The sequence below is a fragment of the Lysobacter alkalisoli genome (assembly GCF_006547045.1).
Classification (GTDB): Bacteria; Pseudomonadota; Gammaproteobacteria; order Xanthomonadales; family Xanthomonadaceae; genus Marilutibacter; species Marilutibacter alkalisoli.
In genome coordinates, this window is the sequence record NZ_CP041242.1 from 3,402,898 (window position 1) to 3,423,175 (window position 20,278).

Sequence of the window (20,278 nt, forward strand, 5' to 3'; positions counted from 1 at the left end):
CATTGCCGCGCATCGACTTCGATAATCGAATCAATCGATAGCCAATACGACTCCATATCGCTCTCTACTTCTGTGCGAAACCTTCCGTCAGCGCCGCCATCGCATCCTCCCAGGCGCTGCCCGGTGCGACGCGGGCGAAGCGGTAGGCGATGCGGCGTGCGTACTTCCGGCCCGGCCGCAGGATCGCGTCGGGGAAGCCTGGACGGTTAGGCGCATCGGGGAATCCCTGAGGTTCCAGGCACACGCCCCGGCCGAGCCGCGGATGATGGGCGTCGAGGATCTGCCCTTCGTAGAACACCAGCGCCGGAGCGTCGCTCGATACGCGCATCGCCACGCCGCTGTGTGGCGAGTACAGCTCCGCGCTGCAGTCGGCGGCATCGGCCAGCACCAGACAATGATCGTAGCCCTTGCCCATCCGGATCTGCGGGTGCGCCAGATCGGTGTTCCGGGTCGGTGCGACCGGTTGGCGGAAGTCGAATGGCGTTCCGTCCACGCGGGCGATTTCCCCCAGCGGGATCAGTTCGGCATCCACCGGCAGGTAGCGGTCGGCCGGCACCCGCAGCCAATGCTCTGCCGCCGGCACGGCGGGATCGCCGCCCAGGTTGAAGTACGGGTGATAGGTCGGGTCGAACGGCGTGGGCGCATCGCAGCGCGCGGTGCAGTCGAAGTGCAACGTCGTTCCCTGCAGGCGGAACTCGACACTGGCTTCCAGGCGGCCCGGATAGCCGTCCTCACCATCCTCAAGCGTGCAGGCCAGGCGCGCGCGGTCGACATCCTGTTCTTCCACGCGCCACAGGCGGCGGCCGAATCCCCCGCTGCCGCCGTGCAGGTGGTGATGCCCTTCGTTGACGCTGAGCCGGTACGTCCTGCCATCGTGTTCGTAGCGCCCATGCGCGATCCGGCCGCTGGTGCGGCCGACCAGCCTGCCCAGGTTGACGGTGTCGGCCAGGTACGCAGGCAAGTCCTCCAGGCCCAATACCAGCGATACGGGCTCGCCGCCCGCCTCCAGGCGCAGTGATTGCAAGATGCCGCCGTAGGTCAGCACCTCCGCTTCGAGCCCTTCATCGCTGCGCAGGGTCAGCAGGTGGACCTGGCTACCGTCGGGCAGCGTCCCGAATTCGCGTTTCATCTGGAATCCCGTGAGGATCGGAAAAGAGAACTGCGGTCACGCGCCGCCGTGCCGCGCGACCAGCAGGCGCTGCAGCAGACAGAACGCCAGCAACAGGACGCCGATGGCGATGCGCGTCCACCACGAACTGAGCGTGCCGTCGAATACGATCAGGGTCTGGATCAGGCCGAGAATGAGTACGCCGACCAGGCTGCCCAGCACATGCCCTTTGCCGCCGGACAGCAGCGTGCCGCCGATCACCACCGCGGCGATCGCATCCAGCTCCAGTCCCATCGCGTGCTGGCTGTAGCCGCTGAGCATGTAGAAGGTGTAGACCACTCCGGCCAGTGCCGAACAGAACCCGCTCAGCGCGTACACGCCTACCAGCGTGGAGCCGACCGGCAAGCCCATCAGCCAGGCCGACTGTTCGTTGCCGCCGATGGCGTACACGGTGCGACCGAAACGGGTCAGGCGCGCCAGCGCCACGCCGCCCGCCACCACTGCCAGGGCCAGCAGCGCCCCGAACGACAGCGAGGCGCCGCCGCCCACCGGAATGCGCAGCGCGGCTATCGCCACGTAAGCGGGATGTTCGATGTTGATGGAATCCACGCTGATCAGCGTGGCCGCGCCGCGGGCGAGGAACATGCCCGCCAGGGTCACCACGAAGGGCTGCAGCCGGTAGCGCCGGATCAGCACGCCCATCAGCGCGCCGAAGCCGGTGCCCAGCGCCAGCACCAGCGGAATGGCCGCCAGCGGGTGCCAGCCGTGCCGCTGCACCAGCGCCGCCGACAGCACCGAGGTAAAGGCGATCACCGCCCCCACCGACAGGTCGATGCCCCCGGTCAGGATGACGAAGGTCAGCCCCACTGCGACGATGCACAGGAAGGCGTTGTCGATCAGCAGGTTGAGGAATACCTGCGGCGACAGGAATCCGTCGTACAGCACGCCGCCGGCCGCCGACATCGCCACGAACAGCGCCAGGGTGACCAGCAGCGGCAGCCTTTCGGCGAGGCGCCACGCGTGTGCCGGCCGAGCGCCGGCAACGGAGACGGGATGCGTCGCGCTCACCGTGCGCCTCCCGCGCCCGCCCGCATCGCCAGGCCGCGCACGCTGCGGCGGAACTCTGGCGATTGCAGCAGCATCACCGCGAACACCAGCAGCGCCTTCGCCACCAGGTTGACCTGCGGCGGCACGCCTACGGCGTAGATGGTGGAGGTCAGCGTCTGGATGATGAGCGCGCCCACCAGACTGCCCGCCAGGCTGAAACGGCCGCCGGTCAGCGCGGTGCCGCCCAGGCATACCGCCAGGATCGCATCCAGCTCCATCAGGTACCCCACGCTATTGGCGTCGGCGCTGGCGACGTTGGAACTGACCAGCAATCCGGCCAGCCCGGCGGAGATGCCGCAGGACGTGTACAGCGCCAGAGAAATCCCCTTCGTCCGCACCCCGGCCACGTGCGCGGCCTGCGGGTTGTGGCCCATGGCGCGCACGAACAGGCCGAGCGCGGTGCGTCCCAGCAACACGTGCAGCAGCGCGAACACCGCGACCACCACGAACAGCGCGAACGGCAGCCCCAGCAGGAAGCCGTTGCCCAGATACGAGTACGGTGCGTAGTAGACGGTAAGGATCTGGCCGTCGCCGATGAGCTGCGCGATGCCGCGCCCGGCCACCATCAGGATCAGGGTGGCGATGATCGGCTGCATGCCGACTTTCGTGACCAGCAGACCGTTCCACAATCCGCACGCAGCAGCGGCCGCGATCGCCGCGGCAAGCGCGGCGAACAGCGGCAGCAGCCCGCGCGCATCACCGTCGCCGGCCTGCAGCCGCAGCAGGGTCCACGCGGCCACAGTGGCGGCGATCGCGGCGATCGCGCCCACCGAGATGTCCAGCCCGCGCACCGCGATCACCAGCGTCATGCCCAGCGACACCAGGATCAATGGCGCGGCGCGATTGGCGATGTCCACCAGGTTGCCGTAGAGATGCCCGTCGCGCCATTGCAGCGACAGGAAGCCCGGGTTGACCAGTCCATTGCCGGCCAGCAGCAGCGCCAGCGTCAGCAGCGGCCAGAACAGCGGCCTGGAGGCGATAGTCTGCAAGCCGTGCGCCAAGCCAATGGCGAAAGAAGTCTTCATCCGCTGTTCGTCGTGTCCCGTCATACGTTCACTGCCCGGCGATCAGCGCGAGCACCCGTTCGGCGCCGCTGCCGCCCGGCAGCTCCCCGGCCTTGCGGCGCTCGCGCATCACCGCGATGCGGTCGCACAGGCGTACGAGTTCATCGATCTCGGCGGAAACGAACAGCACCGCCATGCCCTCGTCCGCGCGTCGCACCACCTCAGCCATGACCTCCTGCTTGGCGGCGATGTCGATGCCGCGCGTGGGTTCGTCGAGGATCAGCAGCTTCGGCTCGGTCGCCAGCCAGCGCGCCAGCACGACCTTCTGCTGGTTGCCGCCGGACAAGGCCCCGACCGGCGTTTCGATACCGGCGGTCCGGATGCCCAGCAGATCGACGAACCGGCGCGCCGTCTCCTCCTGCTTCGCGCGCGGCATGGAGCGGCGCAGGCCCATGCGCGCCTGCACGGCCAGGACGATGTTCTCGCGCACGGACAGCTCGGCCACGATGCCCTCGGTCTTGCGCTCTTCCGGGCACAGCGCCAAGCCGGCGGCCACCGCGTCGGCGGGATGGCGGAACGCGGTGTCGCGGCCGGCCACGCGCAGGCGCCCCTGCCCCGCCCGATCCAGGCCGAACAGCAGCCGCGCCAATTCGGTGCGGCCGGAACCGAGCAGGCCGCCCAGCCCCAGCACTTCGCCCGCGCGCAGGCGCAGGTCGGTCGGATGCAGCCTGCCCTTCAGCCCGAGGCCTTCGGCCTCCACCACCACCGGCGCATCGTCGGCCACGATGCCGCCCCGCGCATGGCCGCTCGCCAGGACCACCTTGCGTCCCACCATGGCGGTCACCAGCGCGGCCTGCGGCAGTTCGGCCGGCAGGTATTCGCCGACCCGCCTGCCGTTACGCAGCACCGTGATGCGGTCGGCGACCGCATAGACCTGGTCGAGAAAATGGGTGACGAAGAGGATCGCCATGCCGCGCTCGCGCAACTGGCGCATCACCCGGAACAGTTCGCGCACCTCGCCTTCGTCCAGGCTGGAGGTGGGCTCGTCGAGGATCAGCACCCGCGCCGACACGCCCAGCGCGCGCGCGATCGCCACCATCTGCTGCACCGCCACCGGGTGGCTCCCCAGCGGCGAATCGACGTCGAGGTCCAGGTGCAGCTGCGCCATCAACTCGCGCGCGTCGCGCCGCACCCGCGCCCAGTCGATCAGGCCCAACCGGTTGCGCGGAAACCGACCGGCGAACAGGTTTTCCGCCACCGACAGGTTCGGGCACAGGTTCACTTCCTGGTAGACCGTGCTGATGCCTTCGTGCTGCGCCTCGAGCGGCGTGGCCGGCGCGATGGAGCGCCCATCGATGCGGATGCTGCCGGCGTCCGCGCGCTCGGCGCCGGTCAGCAACTTGATGAGAGTCGACTTCCCTGCGCCGTTCTGCCCCATCAGCGCATGCACTTCGCCCGCCTGCAGCGTGAGGGCGACGTCCTCCAACGCCACCGTCTGGCCGAAGCGCCGGGCCAGGCCTTCGGCCTGCAGCACCACGGAGCCGCCGGTCGTGGGGGCGAGGGAATCGGACTGCATCGGGGCGCGCCGGCGGGCGTCAGTACTTGCGATTGGGCAGTTCGGCGGCGGCCTGGTCGGCGGTGAACACGCCTTCCTCGACCTCCACGCGCCTGGGCACCGGCCTGTTCGCGGCCACGTCGCGGATCAGTTGCGCCAGCTGCTCGCCGAACAGCGGGTTGCACTCGATGGTGGCGTTGAGCTTGCCGGCCTTCATCGCCTCGAACGCGCCGCGCACGCCGTCGATGGAGACGATGCGGATGTCCTGACCCGGCTTCAGTCCCGCTTCCTCGATGGCCTGGATCGCGCCGATCGCCATGTCGTCGTTGTGGGCGAACAGCACATCGATGTTGCGGCCCTCGGACTTGAGGAAGGCTTCCATCACTTCCTTGCCCTTGGCGCGGGTGAAATCGCCGCTTTGCGAGCGCACCACCCGGAAGCGGCCGTCGGCATCGACGATTTCCCGGAAGCCCTTCATGCGGTCGATGGCAGGAGCCGAACCGACGCTGCCCTGCAGCTCGACGACGCGGATCGGCCCGGACTTGCCCTGGCTGTCCTCGACCAGCCAACGGCCGGCATTGCGTCCTTCCTCGACGAAGTCCGATCCGATGAAGGTGACGTACAGCGAGTCGTCGCTGACCTTCACCGCGCGGTCGGTCAGCACCACCGGAATGCCAGCGGCCTTGGCTTCGCGCAGCACGGTCTCCCAGCCGGACTCGACCACCGGCGAGAACGCGATCACGTCCACACGCTGGGCGATGAACGAGCGCAGCGCCTTGATCTGGTTCTCCTGCTTCTGCTGCGCATCGGAGAACTTGAGCCGGAACTCCGGCGGAGCCAGCGCCGCCTTCACCGACGCGGTGTTGGCGGTGCGCCATTCGCTTTCCGCGCCGACCTGGCTGAAGCCGACGGTGATCGGCTTGCCTTCGCCGCTACCGTCGCCGTTCCCTGTTCCGCTCCCGGAGCAGGCCGCAAGCACCAGCAAAGTGGCGCACATCATTACGAACTTCCGCATTCCGTTCCCTCCCGAAGAACCGATGCCGTGTGGTGGTATCAGGCTGCCGTATAGGCGGTCTTCACCGTAGTGTAGAACTCGACCGCATGGCGTCCCTGTTCGCGCGGACCGTAGCTGGACGCCTTGCGGCCGCCGAACGGCACATGCGGATCCACGCCCGCGGTGGGCAGGTTGACCATCACCATGCCCGCCTGCGCGTGGCGCTTGAAGTGCGTGGCATGCCTGAGCGACGTGGTGCAGATGCCCGCGCACAGGCCGAACTCGGTGTCGTTGGCCAGGGCCAGCGCATGCTCGTAGTCGTCGGCGCGGATCAGCGCGGCGACCGGGCCGAAGATCTCCTCGCGCGCGATGCGGTGCTCGGGCCGGGCGGCGAACAGGGTCGGCGCGAGGAAATGGCCCTGCGTGGCGCATTCGACGCGTTCGCCTCCGAACAGCAGCTCGGCGCCTTCGTCGCGGCCGATGCCGATGTACGACAGATCGGTGTCCAACTGCGCGGCGCTGGCGACCGGGCCGATGTCCACGCCCGCCTGCAGCGGGTCGCCCACCGTCAGCTTGGCCAGGCGCGCCTGCATGCGCGCGGCGAACTCGTCGTATACCGCGTTTTCCACGATCAGGCGGCTGGAGGCCGTGCAGCGTTGGCCGGTGGAGAAGTAGGCGCCGTTGACCGCGCATTCCACGGCCTGATCCAGATCGGCATCCGCCAGCACCACCAGCGGGTTCTTGCCGCCCATTTCCATCTGGATCTTCAGGCCGCGCTCGGCGGCCTGCCGCAGCAGCGCGCGGCCGGTCGGCACCGAGCCGGTGAAGGTCAGCGCGTCGAGCCTGCCATGCCCGACCAGCGCCGCGCCCACCGTGCGGCCGGCGCCCAGCACCAGGTTGAACACGCCGGCGGGCACGCCGGCGCGTTCGAGGATGTCGGCGATGGCCCAGGCGCAGCCCGGCACGATCTCGGCCGGCTTGAACACCACGGTGTTGCCGTAGGCGAGCGCCGGCGCGATCTTCCAGGCCGGGATCGCCAGCGGGAAGTTCCAGGGCGCGATGATGCCGACCACGCCCACCGGCTCGCGGGTGATCTCCACGTCCACGCCCGGGCGCGTGGAAGCCAGCTTCTCGCCGGGAATGCGCAGCGCCTCGCCGGCGAAGAACTTGAATATCTGCCCTGCGCGCGCCGCCTCGCCGATGCTCTCGGGCAGGGTCTTGCCTTCCTCCATCGCCAGCAGTCGGCCCAGTTCTTCCTTGCGCGCGAGGATCTCGCTGCCGGCGCGGTCGAGGATGTCCGCGCGCTGCTGCGGCGAACTCAGCGACCAGGCCGGCAACGCCGCGGCGGCGGCGTCGACCGCCTGCGCCACCTGCGCCGCATCCAGCACGCCGTAGCTGCCGACCGGCGCGGCGAGGTCGGCAGGGTTCTCGTCGTCCGCGCCGTCGCTGCCGGCAACCCATTGGCCATCGATGTAGCTCTTGAACTGGCGGGTCATGCATCGTCTCCTGTGGTCGTCTCCTGCGCCGGGCTCCGTGCTCAACGCACGGACACGCCGCCCAGCGCGAAGCCGGAGGCGACCGTGCGCAACGGGTTGCGCAGCGGCGCGCCCAGCTCGGGCAATTCGATCTCGAACACGTCGCCGTCGCGCGCGCTCACCTGGTCGGCGAAGCTCAGCGTGGCCGTGCCGAAGAAATGCAGGTGGACGTCGCCGGGGCGACGGTGCGCGGCGTACTTGAAATGGTGGTACTCAAGGTTGGCCAGCGAGTGGCACATGTTGGCCTCGCCGGTCAGGAAGGGCTTTTCCCACAGCACGTCGCCGTCGCGGCGGATGCGGCTGGTCCCGCGCAGATCGCGCGACAACTCGCCGGTGCGCAGTTCCGGGCCGACCGCGCAGGCGCGCAGCTTGGAATGCGCCAGGTACAGGTAGTTGCGGCGCTCGGTGACATGGTCGGAGAACTCGTTGCCGAGGGCGAAACCGAGCCGGTGCGGGGTGCCGTCCGGGCCGATGAGGTACAGGCCGACCAGTTCCGGCTCCTCGCCGCCGTCCAGCGCGAAGTCCGGCGAATCCAGCGGCGCGCCGGGCGCGGCGACGATGCCGCCATCGCCCTTGTAGAACCATTCCGGCTGCGCGCCCGGTTGGCCATCGCGCGGGATGCCGCCCTCCACGCCCCATTGGAACATCCGCATCGAGTCGGTCAGCGTGCCCGCCTCGGCCTGCTGCCGGAGGTTCCGGTGCATCGCATCGCGGGCCGCGGCGCTGCCCAGGTGGGTCAGCCCGGTACCGGTTACCCGGCAGTGCGCCGGATCGGGATGGTGCAGCGGCGCCAGCACGCGGTTCCGTTCCAGCAGGTCCGCATAGTCCAGGCGTTCTTCGCCGGCGCATTCCGCGGCTATGGCATCGAGCGAGCGCCCGGCGGCGATCGCCGCATTGGCCAGTTCGTACATCGAGGCGACGCGGTCGAGCCGGCGCACCTGGCGGCCGTCGATACCGACTTCGCCTACGCATACGGCCGAGGAATCGTCGAGAAACTGGATCAGTCGCATCGTCTCCGTCCTGCTGGGTCCGCTGCCTGGCCGTATGGCAGGCATGGGCGGCTCGGGCTCGGCAGGCGTGCAGCCGCCGGACAGCACCAATGGTCTTATTCTGCGGGCTTCATGGATATGCTACAAATAGGTAAATCATCATTATCGATATACAAATCGATATCGGAACATGCCGTGTCCATCACGCCTCCCTGGTTCGTCCGCGCCCACCTCAAGACCCGGCAGCTGATGCTGGTGATCGCCATCGAGGAACACGGCAACGTCCATCGCGCCGCGGAGGCGCTGAACATGTCGCAGCCGGCAGCCTCCAAGCTGCTCAAGAGCCTGGAGGTCCTGATCGGGGTTCCGCTCTTCGACCGGCTGCCCCGCGCCATGCGCCCGACCTGGTACGGGGAAAGCATGATCCGCCACGCCCGCATCGCCCTGTCCAGCCTCGGCGAGGCCGGCGCCGAGATCGAAGCGCTCAAGGCCGGGCATGCCGGCAACGTGACCATCGGCGCCATCGCAGGGCCGGCCATGACCCTGCTGCCGCCGGCCCTGGCCCGGATCTCCCAGGCCTATCCCGACCTGCGCGTGTCGCTGGTGGTGGACGGCAGCGACGTGCTACTGGAACAACTGGCGCAGAACAGGATCGACCTGATGATCGGACGCCTGTTCGCTCGCCACGACAAGCGCCACCTGCATTACCAGCCGGTGGCCGAGGAACAGGTCTGCGCGATCGCCCGGCCAGGGCACCCTCTGCTTTCGCTGGGAAACCCGCAGTTGCGCGACTTGGCGCTGGCGTCGTGGGTGGTGCCGCCGGAGGGCAGCATCCTGCGCCACCGCTTCGAACTGATGTTCCAGTCCGCCGGGCTCGAGGTCCCGCGGCGCATGATCGGCACCGCCGCGCTGGTATTGCTGCCGCGCCTGCTGCAGGAAAGCGACCATCTCGCCGTGGTGCCGGTGGACATCGCCCGGCACTACGCCGAGCACGGCCTGGCCCGGACCGTGCCGCTGGAGCTCTCCTGCAACATGGATTCGTTCGGCTTCATCACCCGCACCGACTGGCTGCTGTCTCCAGGAGCACGCACCGTGCTGGATGCCCTGAAGGACGCCGCTGCGGATATCTACACACCGAAGGCGCGGGGCAACCGGAAAAGCGGGAACTGACCGGACGCACGCCGGCGTCCGGAATCGCCTTCGGGATCCGCCCGCTCAGGACCAGCCGGCATCGACCACGTATTCCTGCGCGGTGCAGGCGCGGGCCTGGTCGGACGCGAGGAACAGCACCATCGCGGCGATGTCTTCGGGATAGACCTTGTCGGGCATGCACTGGTTGCGCGCCAGTTCGCGCTCGCCTTCCGCGTCCAGCCACAGGCTCACCTGACGCTCGGTCATCACCCAGCCCGGAGTGACGACGTTGATGCGGATGCGCGAGGCGCCCAGCTCGTGCGCCAGCCCGCGGGTGAGCCCGTTCACCGACGACTTGGTGGTGGCGTAGACCGGATAGCCTCCGGTCTTGGTCTGCCAGCCGGTGGAGCCCAGATTGACGATCGAGCCGCCGCCGAGCCGCCGCATGCCTGGCACGATCGCCTGGATCGCGAAGAACGCCGGACGCTGGTTGATCGCCACCCGCCGGTCCCAGTAGTCCGGGGTCACCTCGTCCAGCCGGTGGCGGTCGTCGCTGCCGACGTTGTTGACCAGCACGTGAAAATCGCCCAGTTCGGCCGCCGCATCGGCGATCGCCTGCTGCAGCGCGGCCACGTCCACGACATCGCAGCGCCGCATCCATGGCCGCGGCCCGCCGGCGGCGGCGATACGCTCGACCAGCGCCCGCCCCTCCTCCTCGGCCACGTCGACGAAGGCGACCTGCGCGCCCTGGCGGGCGAAGGCCTCGACCAGTGCCGCGCCGATGCCGCTGCCTCCGCCGGTGACGAACACGCGGCGCCCCCGCAGTTCGGGATAGAGCGCCTGGCCGATGGCCGCACCGGAGGCCGGCTCGGCGGAAGTGTCGGGACGATGCACGCTGGATTCCTCCGCTGGATGAGACAAAAATCGATATCCGAATGTATATCGAATTCGGCGATATTGTTATTTCCGAAGCATCAATATGCCTAGTAGCATCATCGCCGTAAAGTGCCGCCGCGCACCGGTGGCTCCCGGTTTCCGCATTCCTTTTCCGAGGGAACGCTTCATCCATGGACTCACCCGATAAGCCGCTTCGGCGCAGCCAGGCGTGGTTCGGTCGCGAAGGCAAGCAAGGGTTCTACTACCGCAGCTGGCTCAAGAGCCTCGGCGTTCCGCACGACATGTTCGACGGGCGTCCGGTCATCGGCATCTGCAACACCTGGTCGGAGCTGGCGCCGTGCAACAGTTCGCTGCGCGAACTGGCCGAGCACGTCAAGCGCGGCGTCTACGAGGCCGGCGGATTCCCGCTCGAGTTCCCGGTGATGTCGCTGGGCGAGACCCAGATGCGGCCCACCGCCATGCTGTTCCGCAACCTGGCCAGCATGGACGTCGAGGAGTCCATACGCGCCAATCCCATCGACGGCGTCGTGCTGCTGATGGGATGCGACAAGACCACCCCGTCGCTGCTGCTGGGCGCGGCCAGCGTGGACCTGCCCACGATCGGCCTGTCCGGCGGCCCGGCGCTGTCGGGCAACTGGCGAGGCAACCCGATCGGTTCGGGCACCGGCGTGATCCAGATGTCGGAGATGGTGCGCGCCGGCGAAATGAGCCAGCAGGAGTTCGTCGATGCCGAGGCGTGCATGCAGCGCTCCAAGGGCAGCTGCATGACCATGGGCACGGCTTCGACCATGGCCTGCATGGTCGAGGCGCTGGGCATGTCGCTGCCGGAGAACGCGGCGATCCCGGCGGTGGATGCGCGTCGCTTCCGCCTGGCGCACCTCACCGGCCGCCGCATCGTGCGGATGGTCGAGGAAGACCTGCGCATGTCGCGCATCCTGACCCGCGCCGCATTCGAGAATGCCATCCGCGCCAATGCCGCGGTCGGCGGCTCCACCAACGCGGTGATCCACCTGCTGGCGCTGGCCGGGCGCCTGGGCGTGCCGCTGACCTTGCAGGATTGGGACGATATCGGCTCGAAACTGCCCTGTCTGGCGGACCTGAAACCCTCCGGCCAGCATCTGATGGAGGACTTCTACTACGCGGGCGGCCTGCCGGCGGTGCTGCGCGAGATCGTCGGCGAACTGGACCTGGACGCGCTCACCGCAAACGGCCGCACGCTCGGTGAGAACATCGCCGACGCGCCCTGCTGGAACCGCGAGGTCATCCGCAGCATCGATGCGCCGTTCAAGCCCGAGGCTGGCATCGCCGTGCTGCGCGGCAACCTGGCGCCCGACGGCGCGATCGTCAAGCCGTCGGCGGCCTCGCCGCACCTGCTGCGGCACCGCGGGCGCGCGGTGGTGTTCGAGAACATCGAGGATTTCAGGGCGCGCATCGACGACGAAGCGCTGGACATCGACGAAACCTGCGTAATGGTGCTGAAGAACTGCGGCCCGCGCGGCTATCCCGGCATGGCCGAAGTCGGCAACATGCCGCTGCCTCCGAAGCTGCTGCGCCGGGGCGTCACCGACATGGTGCGCATCTCGGATGCGCGCATGAGCGGCACCGCTTACGGCACCGTGGTGCTGCACGTCTCGCCGGAGGCCGCCGTCGGCGGTTCCCTGGCGCTGGTGCGCGACGGCGATTCCATCGAACTCGATGTGCCCGGACGCCGGTTGCATCTGGACGTCGACGAGGCCGAACTGGAGCGCCGCCGCGTCGAATGGCGCGAGGCGCCGCGCCCCGCACGTGGCTGGGCCCGGCTCTATTTCGATCATGTGCAGCAGGCCCATCTCGGCGCCGATCTCGACATCCTGGTCGGGGGCAGCGGCGACCTCGTCGAACGCGATTCGCACTGACGGAGGGCATATGCAGCTTCCGTGGCGGCCGGTGGGCCGCATCGTCGATACCGCACGCATCACCGTCGTGACGGGTGAACAAGAATGAGGAACTGACCACCGTGCGAAACATCCCGGCAAGGCACAGACGTCTGACGGCCGCATTGCTCATGGCGATGGCCGCATCGCCCGCCTGGGCGGAAGTCCGCAGCCTGTCGCAGGACTGGCTGTTCCATGCCGGCGAGGCCGCAGACGCGCAACACAGCGCCTTCGACGACCGGGCCTGGCAGCGGGTGGCCGTGCCGCACGACTTCTCGATCATGGACAGGCCCGACGGCAGCGCGCCGTTCGATGCGGACGCCATCAGCGGCCAGGATTCTGGCTATCTGCCGGGCGGCACCGGCTGGTACCGCCGCCAGCTGACGCTCACGCCGGCCGAGGCGTCGCGCATCGTGCGGCTGAACTTCGAAGCCGTGTACATGGACGCCGACATCTGGGTGAACGGCGAACATCTGAAGAAGCATCGGTACGGCTATACCGCGTTTTCGGTCGACCTGACCGGCAAGGTTCGCGCCGGCGACAACACCCTCGTCGTGCGCGTCGACCATGCCGATCCGTCATCGCGCTGGTATGCCGGCTCGGGGCTGATCCGGCCGGTCGCGCTGGAAATCCTCGATCCGGTCCATGTCGAGCCCGAAAGCGTTTTCGTCTCCACCCCGGTGGCGGCCGAAGACCGGGGCGTGGTTTCGGTGCGCGCCGCCATCGCCAACCGGTCGGGCAAGACGCAATCCGCCGAATGGGTGACCCGGGTGGTGGCGGCCAACGGCGAGACCGTGGCCGAGGCGCGGCAGACGCATGCGGTCGCCGCCGGTGCGCGCGCGCAGCCTTCACTGGAACTGACCGTGGCCAGGCCGCGCCTGTGGTCTCCGGATTCCCCCAATCTCTACACCTTGGTCCAGGAGGTCCGCATCGGTGGCGAAACCGTCGACGAAAGGCGCACCCGCTTCGGCATCCGCACGATCGCCCTGGATTCCGCCAACGGCCTGCGCATCAATGGCCAGCCGGTGCTGCTGCGCGGCGGCAACATCCACCACGACAACTACATGATCGGCGCCGCCGGCGCGCCCGACGCGGAGGCCCGCAAGGTCGCGCTGATGAAGGCCGCCGGGTACAACGCCATCCGCAGCGCACACAATCCGGCCAGCCGGGCCACGCTCGACGCCGCCGACGAGTTGGGCATGCTGGTCATCAACGAAGCCTTCGACAGCTGGAACAAGAGCAAGAAGCCGCTGGACTATTCGCGCTTCTTCGCCGAGGACTGGCAGCAGGACATCGACAGCATGGTCCTGGGCAGCCGCAACCATCCCAGCGTGCTGTTCTGGAGCATCGGCAACGAGATCCCCGAGGACGGCACGCCCGAGGGCGTCGAAACCGGCCGCAAGCTTGCCGAGCGCGTGCGCAGCCTCGACCCGACCCGGCCCGTCACCCAGGGCATCAACGCCGACCCGCCGAAAAGCACGAACCAGGCCGCGGTGCTGGACGTCGTCGGCTACAACTACCACGCCCACATTTTCGCCGAGGAGCACGAGCGGCTTCCCGAGCTGACCATGTACACCTCCGAATCCCTGCCGCAAGACCTGTTTTCCTACTGGCGCGCCGTAGAAACCATGCCGTGGGTGATCGGCGACTTCGTCTGGACCGCGGTCGATTATCTGGGCGAAGCCGGCATCGGCTGGATGGGCTACAGCCAGGACTGGCAGAAGCTCGGCCCGTATCCCTGGCACCTGGCGTATTGCGGCGAGATAGACGCGACCGGGCGCTTGCGCCCGGCGGCCTACTACCGACAGGTGGTGTGGAAGACCGGCATCACCCCGATTTCCGCGTTCGTCCGGCAGCCCGAGGGCACCGAGGACCTGCCCGACCGCGACTTCTACCCGACCGAGCCGCCCCACCTCGACTGGTCGCTGGACGACGTGCATCCCAGCTGGACCTGGCCGGGACAGGAAGGCCGGCGCCAGGAAGTGCTGGTCTATTCCGAACTGCCGGAAGTGGAATTGTTCCTCAACGGAAAGAGCCTGGGGCGCAAGCCGGTCGGCGTGGACAGCGAATACAAGGCTGTCTACCAAGTGCCCTACGCGCCGGGACGCCTGCTCGCGGTGGGTTATCGCGACGGCCGCGAGGCCGCTCGCTGGGAACTGCGCACGGCCGGCCAGCCGGCCATCGCCGTCGCAACCGCGGACCGCTCGCAGCTCACGGCCAATGGCGAGGATCTGGTTTACGTCACCGTGGAACTGCACGACGCCGACGGCACGCCCATCTATGCCCGCAACGACGACCGTCAGGTACGCGTGCGCGTGAGCGGCGCAGGCACCCTGGCCGGCATCGGCAACGGCAATCCGATCGACGTTTCCAGCTTCCAGTCCGGCGAACGCAAGACCTTCCATGGACGCGTGGTCGCCGTGGTTCGTGCCGACACCCGGGCCGGTCCCATCGTGGTCGATATCGATGCGGAAGGCCTGCCCTCCCGCCAAGTACGGCTGAACGCGATCGCGCCGCAACCCTTCTGAATGGATCGATTCTCAGCCGTACCGCGGCGCCGACACCCCCGCTTTGCAGCTTCGCCTCCTGGTACAGCCGCTCCACACGCTTGTAGTTCACCACCGGTCCTGCCTATCGAGGCTTCAGATGGATCATTCCCACGCCGTGCGCTTGTATCGCTGTGCCAGCGCCGAAATGCTTTCGCGCAGCTCAACATTGCGATTCGGCCGCGGCTGGTAGCGGTACGCACCGGCACTCATGCGCACGACCGCCAACGCTCGCTGCTCGCTCAGCCCTTGCCCACCAGATGCCGCACCAGCGTCCGACGCGCAGGTGCGCTCACCACGTTTTTCGCAGGGCATCCTTGATCACGTCGTTTCAAAACCGGCGGGGGACGTCGCCCTCGGGCGGAGTATGCGTGTTTGGTGGGCCCACCAGGATTCGAACCTGGAACCAAGGGATTCGCGTGGTCCGGGGGTTTCCTCCCGGCGCGGACTATCTCTTCACCCTTCGCCGCATGCACTGGGCATGCAACGGGTGGGGTGCGGGACGCTCGAGCCTGTGATCAAGGGCGCTGAAGCCCTCAGGTAGTCTCTGCACCTTCCGGCGGTGTACCGCCGGCTTGGCTCAGGGTTGCCACCGTCCGTGCCATGCACGCCGCTGAGGTTTCCCTGAATTCATCCCGTTCCCGTCCGCGCATTCCTGCGCGGCGGCACCTTTCGATGAGTCCCCTGCTCTAACCGTTGAGCTATAGGCCCGTAGCCCCGCATTCTACCCAATCCCGGGTAGACCCAGCGGGACTGCATGCTCATCTCGACATCGAATACGGCCGCAGCTCCGGCGCGGTCGCCCAGTCGGTGTCCGGCGTGGCCTGCATGACGAAGCGCAGTTTGCCGCCGGCCATGATTTCCTCGTGGCGGATGAAGCTGCGCTGCAGCGGCTTGCCGTTGAGGGTGACCGCGCCGATGTAGCCGTGGCCGGCGTCCAGGCCTTCGGTGACGATGGAGAAGCGCTTGCCGTTGGGCAGGTTGAGCGTCGCCTCCGGCAGGAACGGGCGGCCGATCACGTATTCGTTGCTGGCCGGCGCGACCGGGTAGAAGCCGAGCGCGGTGAACAGGTACCAGGCCGACATCTGGCCGAGGTCGTCGTTGCCGGCCAGGCCGTCGGGGGTCGGTTTGTACTGCGTCGCCATGATCCGGGCGAGCCGCTCCTGGGTGCGCCAGGGCTGGCCGGCATACGAATACAGATAGGCGACGTGATGACTGGGCTCGTTGCCGTGCGCATACCAGCCGATCAGCCCGGTGATGTCTTCCATGTGCTCGAAGATCGCGGGGTCGACCTCGGCGTCGAACACCTGGTCGAGCTTTTCCACCAGCCTGTCGTCGCCACCATGCGCGTCGATCAGGCCGGCCACGTCCTGCGGCACGTACCACGAGTACTGCCACGCGTTGCCCTCGGTGTAGTCGGTGCCGTAGCCGCTGGCGGTGGGGTCGAACGGCTCGCGGAAGCTGCCGTCGCGGTTGCGCGCGCGCATGAAGCCCGTCTCCGGATCGAAGGCGTTGCGCCAGTTCCCCGCTCGCCCGAAGTAGGTCGCCGCGATGTCCTTGCGCCCCATCGCCTCGGCCATGCGCGCGATGGTCCAGTCGTCGAAGGCGTACTCCAACGTCTTGGAGGCGGCCTCGCCTTCCTCGTCGATCGGCACCCAGCCCAGTTCCATGTACTGGGCGATGCCGTCGTAAGGGCCGTAGCTGGCGCTGGCCACCATCGCGTCGAGCGCGGCGTCGGCGTCATAGCCGCGGATGCCCTTCAGGTACGCATCGGCGATCACCGGCACCGCGTGGTAGCCGATCATGGTCCAGGTCTCCAGGCCGTGGAACGACCACACCGGCAGCACGCCGTACGGGCTTTGCCGCTGCGAGGCCAGCAATGAATTGATGAAGTCGTTGTTGCGTTGCTCGGGTTGCACCAGGGTCAGCAGCGGATGCAGCGCGCGGTAGGTGTCCCACAGCGAGAAGGTCGAGTGGTTGCTGAAGCCTTCGGCCTGGTGGATCGCATTGTCGGGACCGCGGTAGCGGCCATCGGCATCCATGAACAGGCTTGGCCCCTGCAGGGCGTGATACAGCGCGGTGTAGGCGGCCTTGCGGTCGGCCTCCGGCGCGTCGATCTCGATCGCGGACAGCGCCCGCGTCCACTTTTCGCGGGCGGCGGCGCGGACACGGTCGAAGTCGAAATCCGGCACCTCGGCATCGAGGTTGGCGATCGCGCCGGCCTCGCTGACCGGGGAAATCGCGACCTTGACGACCATCTCCCCGCCGACGGCATCGGCGAAGTCGAAACTGGCGACCAGCTGCCGGCCCTCGATCTGCGCGCGCCGCGTCGGGTCCTTGTCGGCCGGCGTCGCGAAGCCCTTGTAGAACACGTCCTGCTCGGTGTCGTGGAAGGCATGGCCGCTGGCCGCGCGCGAGAAGCGCATGGCGAAATGCAGCTCGCGCCCCGGTGCCCAGCCGCGGGTCTTGCGATAGCCGGTGACGGTGCCGTCCGGATGCAGCCGCAGCCGCGACCACAGCACCTTGCCCGGGTAGTCGTACATCGAAGTGCGCAGGTCGATCAGCACGTGCGCCGGCTTGCCTTCTGGGAACCGGTAGCGGTGCACGCCGACGCGCTCGCTGGCGGTCAGTTCGGCACGGATGGCGTAGTTGTCGAGGGTCACCGCGTAGTAGCCCGGCTCGGCGATTTCGCTGTCGTGGCTGAAGCTCGCGGTGTAGCCGCTGCCGGGCATGTCGGGATCGCCGCGTTCCAGCGTGACCTCGCCGCTGACCGGCAGCACCAGCACGTCACCGAGATCGGAATGGCCGGTGCCGGAGAAATGTGTGTGCGAGAAGCCGACGATGCTGCTGTCGTCGTAGCGATATCCCGCAGCCCAGCCGTAGGCGTCCTTGCGCGGCTGGATGCGGGTGTCCGGGCTGAGCTGGACCATGCCGAACGGCACCACCGCACCGGGGAAGGTGTGGCCCTCGCCGCCGGTGCCGATGAACGGATCGACCGAGGCATAGGCGCGCTCGGCCATCACCGACGGCGACACTGATTCGTCGGGTGCTGGTGTCGCGGCGGCCACCTCCATCGTCACGCCGGCCATCGCGATTGCACCCAGCAAAAGGGGCAGCCTGTAACTCGGACGGGTGCGGCGCGGCATCGGGCTGGCTCCTGCATGGGCGGTTTGGATCGGTCCAAATTCAGACCCTAGCATCCATCCAGCCCAGGCTTCACGCCGCACCGCGATACACGGCCCGGCCCTGCTGACACCATGCTGACAGCACCGCGGCTATAGGGTGTCCAATCCAACCCGAAAGATGGAGGCCATGATGAACACCCAACAGATCGCACAACGCCTGTTAGGCGGCACATCGACCAGGACTGCGACCCATGAGTCATGAACTGCCAACCCCATCGCTTCACGGCTCCTGTCACTGCGGAGCAGTCCGCATCACTCTTCCATTTCTGCCAGGAGAGGCCACGAGTTGCAATTGCTCGCTCTGCCGCAGGTCAGGGGTCATTTGCGCTTACTACGAGCTAGGCACAGTGTCTGTTCAAGGGCATCCAGAGAACACGGAGGACTATGTCTGGGGTGACCGGACCCTGAGGAACGTACGGTGCAGAACGTGCGGCATCTTCACTCACTGGGAACCACTGGATCCCAAACCTGGTGCTCGGCACGGTGTAAACCTGCGCAACTTCGAGCCTAAGATCCTCGAGTCAGTGGTCGTCAGACGCTTTGATGGTGCAGATACGTGGACATTCCTCGATTGAACGATTTCCGGGCGGTGCCGCCTAACAATTCATTCAAGCCGACGCCGCTTCGCGGCGCGGCTTAATTCAGGCGGTCGAACTGTGCCGCGCCGGCGAGTACGACAAGGCTCAGGAAGAGCTGTACGCCGACGATGCGATCAGCATCGAGATGGAAGGCGCGGCGGGCAACTTCCCCGAGCGCGTCGAGGGCATGCAGGCGATCCGCGAAGGGCCGTCAGTGGGGCGAAAACATCGTCGAGATCCACGGCGGCAGTGTCAGCGATCCGGTCGTCGCCGACGACTGGTTCAGCGTCGCGATGGGCATCGATGCGACCTACAAGGACATGGGCCGGGTCGACATGAAGGAGATCTGCGTCTACCAGGTCCGAGACGGCAAGATCGTGCGCGAGCAGTTCTTCTACAACCCCGGTTGATCGCCTGTCCGTCGCCATGCGATGTCAGCACCCTCTCCTGTCTTGACGGTAGAGGGTCGCGGCGACCGAGGTCACACCGACAGCCGTTCCGCATCGATGCCGGCAAGGAACCCTTCACGGCCACGCTCCTGCAGCTCCGCGCGGGCGCTAGCATCGAGGAAGTACAGGCACAGGAAGCGCACACTGCGGCCATCGCTCAGCGTCGTACGCTGGAATCCGGCTGGCAGCGCCCGCGGCGCGGCCAGCAGCACGCTGTCGTAGCGACAGGACGGGTCGATCGGCGCAGGCTCGGCACCGTGGGTCAGCACATGGCCTTCGCCCAGCCAGCGACCGGTCTCGTAATGGAAGCGGGCGACGCGCTTGAGCCAACGGAACGGCCAGTAATGGCCTTCGTCGTTCCATGCCTCCTGCTCCAGCGGCCAGGACGGCGGCAGCAGCATCACCAGCTCGACCCATTCGTCGGCCTGCACGCCCTCCATCAGCTGCATCGGTTTTTCCGCCATGCCGGTGGTGGCGATCACGTGAAAGGGCCGCTGCACGGTGGCCGGATACGGATAGAGGTCGATGTGCGCGCTCGGCGAAACGATCTCGTGGAATACCCGCGGGATCTTCCCGAAATGACGCTCGAGATGATCGCCGACGCCCTCCATCAGCACGCTGTCGCCATGACTGATGTCGTCCGGTCGCGGCTGCCCGGGCATCACTGCGTTTTCCGGCCACGGCAGATGGGCCAGTTCGCGGGTGTCCCAGCGGGTCTCCAGCATCTGCCGTGCCTGTTCGCGCTGCGCACGCGGCATCCTCGGCAGCATCGCGCGCAAGGTGAAGTTGCCCTGCATGCGGCCATGCTCGAAGAACGCCCAGTCGCTCAGTTGCGCCAGGGTGCCGCGCCAGCGGTCGCCGAGCTTGTACGGCACGACCTGCGGATCGTTACCTATCTCGCCCTCGAACCAGTCGTCGTCGACCATGACATCGCATAACCATATGTGCTCGATCTGGTCGTCGTGCTCGATGCGCGCCTTGACCAAGAACTCCTCGTCGCCCTCGCGCGGATGGCGCAGTCGATCGACGAAGAACTGGAAATTCTCGCGCGCCTGCGCGACCGCCTTCTCCATGTCGCGGTCGCCGGTGGGAACGTAGTTGATGCCGTCCTCCGACAGGATCATGCGCCGCTGGCGCCACCACCAAAGACCCGCGAGCAACGCGAGCAACGCCAGCACCAACATCGCCATCCTTCCCCCTCCCTCCTTGTCCGAACCGACATCATACGATCGCACGGCCGCAGGGAAGCATGGGCAAAAAAAGAAGGCCCGCTCGGGGCGGGCCTTC

Annotated in this window: 15 protein-coding genes and 1 pseudogene; 5 read left to right on the forward strand and 11 right to left on the reverse strand. The window is 67.7% G+C overall.

Annotated elements, in window-relative coordinates:
* Window positions 1-64 precede the first annotated feature (64 nt).
* The 7 genes from FKV23_RS15060 to araD1 are packed head-to-tail and all read right to left on the reverse strand — an operon-like array spanning window position 65 to window position 8,313.
* On the reverse strand, window positions 65-1,129 hold the full coding sequence (locus FKV23_RS15060; RefSeq protein WP_141624595.1) for an aldose epimerase family protein: 1,065 nt from the start codon (window positions 1,127-1,129) through the stop codon (window positions 65-67).
* Window positions 1,130-1,165: 36 nt separating this feature from the next.
* Window positions 1,166-2,176 (reverse strand): galactofuranose ABC transporter, permease protein YjfF, encoded by a 1,011-nt coding sequence (yjfF, locus tag FKV23_RS15065; RefSeq protein WP_279633013.1) that lies wholly within the window; start codon window positions 2,174-2,176, stop codon window positions 1,166-1,168.
* Window positions 2,173-3,240, reverse strand: a complete 1,068-nt coding sequence (locus FKV23_RS15070; protein WP_141624596.1) for an ABC transporter permease — start codon at window positions 3,238-3,240, stop codon at window positions 2,173-2,175. The genes yjfF and FKV23_RS15070 overlap by 4 nt, the downstream gene beginning before the upstream one ends.
* Window positions 3,241-3,268: 28 nt before the next feature.
* The gene (locus FKV23_RS15075; protein ID WP_141624597.1) at window positions 3,269-4,795 is read right to left on the reverse strand and encodes a sugar ABC transporter ATP-binding protein; all 1,527 of its coding nucleotides are present in this window, start codon (window positions 4,793-4,795) and stop codon (window positions 3,269-3,271) included.
* A 19-nt stretch (window positions 4,796-4,814) separates the two neighbouring features.
* Entirely contained in the window at window positions 4,815-5,789 is a 975-nt protein-coding gene (locus FKV23_RS15080; protein ID WP_141624598.1) for an ABC transporter substrate-binding protein, read from the reverse strand.
* Between the two features lie 38 nt (window positions 5,790-5,827).
* A complete protein-coding gene (locus tag FKV23_RS15085) occupies window positions 5,828-7,264 on the reverse strand; it encodes an aldehyde dehydrogenase family protein (protein ID WP_141624599.1) in 1,437 nt (478 codons plus the stop codon).
* Window positions 7,265-7,305: 41 nt separating this feature from the next.
* On the reverse strand, window positions 7,306-8,313 hold the full coding sequence (gene araD1, locus FKV23_RS15090) for an AraD1 family protein (RefSeq protein ID WP_141624600.1): 1,008 nt from the start codon (window positions 8,311-8,313) through the stop codon (window positions 7,306-7,308).
* 174 nt (window positions 8,314-8,487) lie between these two features.
* Between araD1 and FKV23_RS15095 the strand changes: the two genes are divergently transcribed.
* Window positions 8,488-9,462 (forward strand): LysR family transcriptional regulator, encoded by a 975-nt coding sequence (locus FKV23_RS15095; RefSeq protein WP_141624601.1) that lies wholly within the window; start codon window positions 8,488-8,490, stop codon window positions 9,460-9,462.
* 45 nt (window positions 9,463-9,507) lie between these two features.
* Here FKV23_RS15095 and FKV23_RS15100 read toward each other — a convergent pair whose 3' ends face one another.
* Window positions 9,508-10,317: an SDR family NAD(P)-dependent oxidoreductase gene (locus FKV23_RS15100; RefSeq protein ID WP_141624602.1), complete on the reverse strand. Its 810-nt coding sequence runs from the start codon at window positions 10,315-10,317 to the stop codon at window positions 9,508-9,510.
* A 173-nt stretch (window positions 10,318-10,490) separates the two neighbouring features.
* On the opposite strand from FKV23_RS15100, the gene FKV23_RS15105 reads away from it, so the two are divergent.
* Together FKV23_RS15105 and FKV23_RS15110 are read left to right on the forward strand one after the other, a co-directional pair.
* Window positions 10,491-12,215, forward strand: coding sequence for an IlvD/Edd family dehydratase (locus tag FKV23_RS15105; RefSeq protein WP_141624603.1), 1,725 nt, complete (start codon window positions 10,491-10,493; stop codon window positions 12,213-12,215).
* 155 nt (window positions 12,216-12,370) lie between these two features.
* Entirely contained in the window at window positions 12,371-14,761 is a 2,391-nt protein-coding gene (locus tag FKV23_RS15110; RefSeq protein WP_167285289.1) for a glycoside hydrolase family 2 TIM barrel-domain containing protein, read from the forward strand.
* Window positions 14,762-14,804: 43 nt separating this feature from the next.
* On the opposite strand, the pseudogene FKV23_RS15115 reads toward FKV23_RS15110, so the two are convergent.
* Both FKV23_RS15115 and FKV23_RS15120 read right to left on the reverse strand, forming a co-directional pair.
* Window positions 14,805-15,110, reverse strand: a pseudogene (locus tag FKV23_RS15115) (IS3 family transposase); the annotation flags it as partial.
* A gap of 430 nt (window positions 15,111-15,540) precedes the next feature.
* On the reverse strand, window positions 15,541-17,925 hold the full coding sequence (locus FKV23_RS15120) for a GH92 family glycosyl hydrolase (RefSeq protein ID WP_407067630.1): 2,385 nt from the start codon (window positions 17,923-17,925) through the stop codon (window positions 15,541-15,543).
* A 230-nt stretch (window positions 17,926-18,155) separates the two neighbouring features.
* Between FKV23_RS15120 and FKV23_RS17910 the strand changes: the two genes are divergently transcribed.
* Together FKV23_RS17910 and FKV23_RS15130 are read left to right on the forward strand one after the other, a co-directional pair.
* Complete coding sequence (locus tag FKV23_RS17910; protein ID WP_141624605.1) at window positions 18,156-18,539, forward strand: GFA family protein; 384 nt, start codon at window positions 18,156-18,158, stop codon at window positions 18,537-18,539.
* 131 nt (window positions 18,540-18,670) lie between these two features.
* Window positions 18,671-18,952 (forward strand): SnoaL-like domain-containing protein, encoded by a 282-nt coding sequence (locus FKV23_RS15130; RefSeq protein WP_244244024.1) that lies wholly within the window; start codon window positions 18,671-18,673, stop codon window positions 18,950-18,952.
* Between the two features lie 71 nt (window positions 18,953-19,023).
* Here the strand turns inward: FKV23_RS15130 and FKV23_RS15135 are convergent, their stop codons facing one another.
* Window positions 19,024-20,181, reverse strand: a complete 1,158-nt coding sequence (locus tag FKV23_RS15135) for a suppressor of fused domain protein (protein WP_141624606.1) — start codon at window positions 20,179-20,181, stop codon at window positions 19,024-19,026.
* Window positions 20,182-20,278 lie beyond the last annotated feature (97 nt).

Excerpts from the sequence above, each read along its gene's own strand:
- FKV23_RS15060 (WP_141624595.1), bottom strand. The coding sequence starts at position 1,129 with ATGAAACGCGAATTCGGGACGCTGCCCGACGGTAGCCAGGTCCACCTG.
- araD1 (WP_141624600.1), bottom strand. The coding sequence starts at position 8,313 with ATGCGACTGATCCAGTTTCTCGACGATTCCTCGGCCGTATGCGTAGGC.
- FKV23_RS15110 (WP_167285289.1), top strand. The coding sequence starts at position 12,371 with ATGGCCGCATCGCCCGCCTGGGCGGAAGTCCGCAGCCTGTCGCAGGAC.
- FKV23_RS17910 (WP_141624605.1), top strand. The coding sequence starts at position 18,156 with ATGAGTCATGAACTGCCAACCCCATCGCTTCACGGCTCCTGTCACTGC.
- FKV23_RS15075 (WP_141624597.1), bottom strand. The coding sequence starts at position 4,795 with ATGCAGTCCGATTCCCTCGCCCCCACGACCGGCGGCTCCGTGGTGCTG.
- FKV23_RS15120 (WP_407067630.1), bottom strand. The coding sequence starts at position 17,925 with ATGCCGCGCCGCACCCGTCCGAGTTACAGGCTGCCCCTTTTGCTGGGT.
- FKV23_RS15130 (WP_244244024.1), top strand. The coding sequence starts at position 18,671 with ATGCGATCAGCATCGAGATGGAAGGCGCGGCGGGCAACTTCCCCGAGC.
- FKV23_RS15135 (WP_141624606.1), bottom strand. The coding sequence starts at position 20,181 with ATGGCGATGTTGGTGCTGGCGTTGCTCGCGTTGCTCGCGGGTCTTTGG.
- FKV23_RS15080 (WP_141624598.1), bottom strand. The coding sequence starts at position 5,789 with ATGCGGAAGTTCGTAATGATGTGCGCCACTTTGCTGGTGCTTGCGGCC.
- FKV23_RS15105 (WP_141624603.1), top strand. The coding sequence starts at position 10,491 with ATGGACTCACCCGATAAGCCGCTTCGGCGCAGCCAGGCGTGGTTCGGT.
- FKV23_RS15085 (WP_141624599.1), bottom strand. The coding sequence starts at position 7,264 with ATGACCCGCCAGTTCAAGAGCTACATCGATGGCCAATGGGTTGCCGGC.
- FKV23_RS15070 (WP_141624596.1), bottom strand. The coding sequence starts at position 3,240 with ATGAAGACTTCTTTCGCCATTGGCTTGGCGCACGGCTTGCAGACTATC.